The following is a 2,504-nucleotide window of genomic DNA, read 5'->3' as shown; positions in this document are numbered from 1 at the left end:
GACCCATGCGATTAATGAGATTGACCGCGATGCGCTGGTGGCCGCACAAGGTGATGTGACCAGCTTTATCGGGGGCAGCAGTGTTGAACTGATGCACGAATACCAGAAGGAACTGGCCGAGCGCCTGCCCAACTGGCATTACTTCATGATGCCGGGCACCGATCATTCCCTTCCTTATCAGAAGCCACGCCAGATCGCGCGGATTATGAACAGCGAAATGGATCGTTTCCTTAACAAATAATGCAGTTGAATGTACAAGGTCGAATCGAGGCCCCTTAAACCTCTAGACTTTTGTATAGTGTTGACAGTTTTTCGGCAATATTGAGTTGACGGCCAAATTTTAGGCGGCTATCGTTACATTACTCCAAGATTGTCGACAATCTTCAATCTGAAAAGGGTTGTTATGACAGATAAAGCAGTAGTTACTCAGTTTGAGCCAGAATCACGCACATTAGCTGATCGCGTTTGCGAGAAAATTGTTGATGCCATCGTGATGGGAAATATTCCGCCGGGTCACAAAATCAGTGAGCCAGAACTGGCACGAACCTACGGGATTAGCCGTGGTCCGCTACGCGAAGCCATTCGCCGATTGGAAGGGTATCGACTGGTTGAACGTAAACCGCATGTCGGTGCGCGTGTTGTCAACTTGTCGGCAAAGGAACTGATAGAGATCTATCACGTCCGTGAAGCACTCGAAGGTATGGCATGCCGTCTGGCAGCCGAGCATATGCCTCAGGAAGAGATCGAAGATCTGCGTGAACTGCTTGATGAGCATGAACGCAACATAGCAGAGCTTGATGGACGCTCCTACTTCCAGAAAGAAGGTGATCTGGACTTTCACCACCGCATTGTTAAGGGCAGCAAGAACGAAAAGATGCTCGAAGTGTTAGGTGGTGAGCTGTATCACCTGGTGCGAATGTACCGATACAAATTCAGCGTTTCCAGCTCTCGACCGAAACGTGCACTGAAGGAACACCGCCAGATCGTTGATGCCATCGACTCGCGTGACCCAGAACTGGCAGAGATGCTGATGCGTCGCCATATCGGCGCAGCACGTAAAAACATCGAAGGCAAACTGAACGCTACAACCGAAACCAAAGGGGATAATCATGGCTGAAAAACTGACCGCAGGCGGACGTTTCCGCAAAGCACTGGCTGAGACAACACCACTGCAGATCGTAGGTACTACTAACGCTTATCACGCGATGATGGCTGAGCGTGTTGGTCACAAAGCTATCTACCTGTCAGGTGGCGGTGTTGCAAACCACTCATACGGTCTGCCTGATCTGGGTATGACTTCCATGAATGATGTTCTGGAAGACGTACGCCGTATCTCCAGCGCTGTTGAAACACCATTGTTGGTAGACATCGATACCGGTTGGGGTGGTGCATTCAACATCGCACGTGCTGTTAAAGAGATGACTAAAGCAGGCGCAGCTGCTGTTCACCTGGAAGATCAGGTTGCCCAGAAGCGTTGTGGTCACCGTCCAAACAAAGAGATCGTTTCTCTGGAAGAGATGGTTGATCGCGTTAAAGCGGCGGCTGATGCTAAAACGGATGATGACTTCTTCATCATCGCACGTACTGATGCATTCCAGATGGAAGGCCTGAACGCTGCTGTAGATCGTGCACAGGCATGTCTGGAAGCGGGTGCTGATGGCATCTTCGCTGAAGCGGTTCACACGCTGGAAGATTATCAGGCGTTCTCTGATGGCATCAATGGCGGTCACCTGCTGGCGAACATCACTGAATTCGGTGCGACTCCACTGTTCAACAAAGCAGAACTGGCTGAAAACGGCGCAACTATGGTGCTGTACCCACTGTCTGCTTTCCGTGCGGCAAACAAAGCTGCTCTGAACGTATACGAGCACCTGCTGAAAGACGGCGACCAGAAAGCCGTTGTCGACACTATGCAGACCCGTATGGAACTGTACGATTTCTTGAACTACCACGACTTCGAGCAGAAGTTGGATGCGCTGTTCGCTGAAGGTAAGAACAAGTAAGCCTTACTGAATAAGACGAATAAAAAGTAATCAAGCGGGCCGCTAGAGCCCGCCCTGAACTAAGGAGCACAACATGGCTGAGAAGAAACTAGGCGGCGCGGGCCTGCGAGGTCAATCCGCTGGTGAAACTGCACTGTGTACTGTAGGTAAAACCGGTGCTGGCCTGACCTATCGCGGTTACGACATCAAAGAGCTGGCTGATAAAGCGCAGTTTGAAGAAGTTGCTTACCTGTTGCTGTACGGAAAGTTGCCTAACCAGGCTGAACTGGATGCGTACAAAGCGAAGCTGAAAGGCATGCGCGCACTGCCAGAAGCCCTGAAAGTGGTTCTGGAGCAGATTCCTGCTGATGCTCATCCAATGGACGTTATGCGTACCGGTTGCTCCATGCTGGGTAACCTGGAAACAGAACAGGATTTCTCCGAGCAGCACGATCACATCGATCGTATGCTGGCCGTGTTCCCGGGTCTGATCAACTACTGGTACAACTTCAGCCACAACGG

General features: G+C 51.0%; 4 protein-coding genes. All 4 read left to right on the top strand.

Annotated elements, in window-relative coordinates:
- Positions 1–241, top strand: a 241-nt coding sequence (locus ABYW01_RS19200) for an alpha/beta fold hydrolase (protein ID WP_372835936.1), incomplete at its 5' end; no start/stop codon positions are given.
- Positions 242–403: 162 nt separating this feature from the next.
- Positions 404–1,117, top strand: a complete 714-nt coding sequence (locus ABYW01_RS19195; protein WP_193952787.1) for a GntR family transcriptional regulator — start codon at positions 404–406, stop codon at positions 1,115–1,117.
- On the top strand, positions 1,110–2,003 hold the full coding sequence (prpB, locus tag ABYW01_RS19190) for a methylisocitrate lyase (protein WP_372835934.1): 894 nt from the start codon (positions 1,110–1,112) through the stop codon (positions 2,001–2,003). The genes ABYW01_RS19195 and prpB overlap by 8 nt, the downstream gene beginning before the upstream one ends.
- Before the next feature lie 73 nt (positions 2,004–2,076).
- On the top strand, positions 2,077–2,504 hold a 428-nt coding region (locus ABYW01_RS19185; RefSeq protein ID WP_372835932.1), incomplete at its 3' end, for a citrate/2-methylcitrate synthase.

It is taken from the genome of Pontibacterium sp. (assembly GCF_041587635.1).
Taxonomy (GTDB): domain Bacteria; phylum Pseudomonadota; class Gammaproteobacteria; order Pseudomonadales; family Balneatricaceae; genus Pontibacterium.
This window is presented reverse-complemented; position numbering and strand designations above follow the sequence as displayed.

Excerpts from the sequence above, each read along its gene's own strand:
- ABYW01_RS19195 (WP_193952787.1), top strand. The coding sequence starts at position 404 with ATGACAGATAAAGCAGTAGTTACTCAGTTTGAGCCAGAATCACGCACA.
- prpB (WP_372835934.1), top strand. The coding sequence starts at position 1,110 with ATGGCTGAAAAACTGACCGCAGGCGGACGTTTCCGCAAAGCACTGGCT.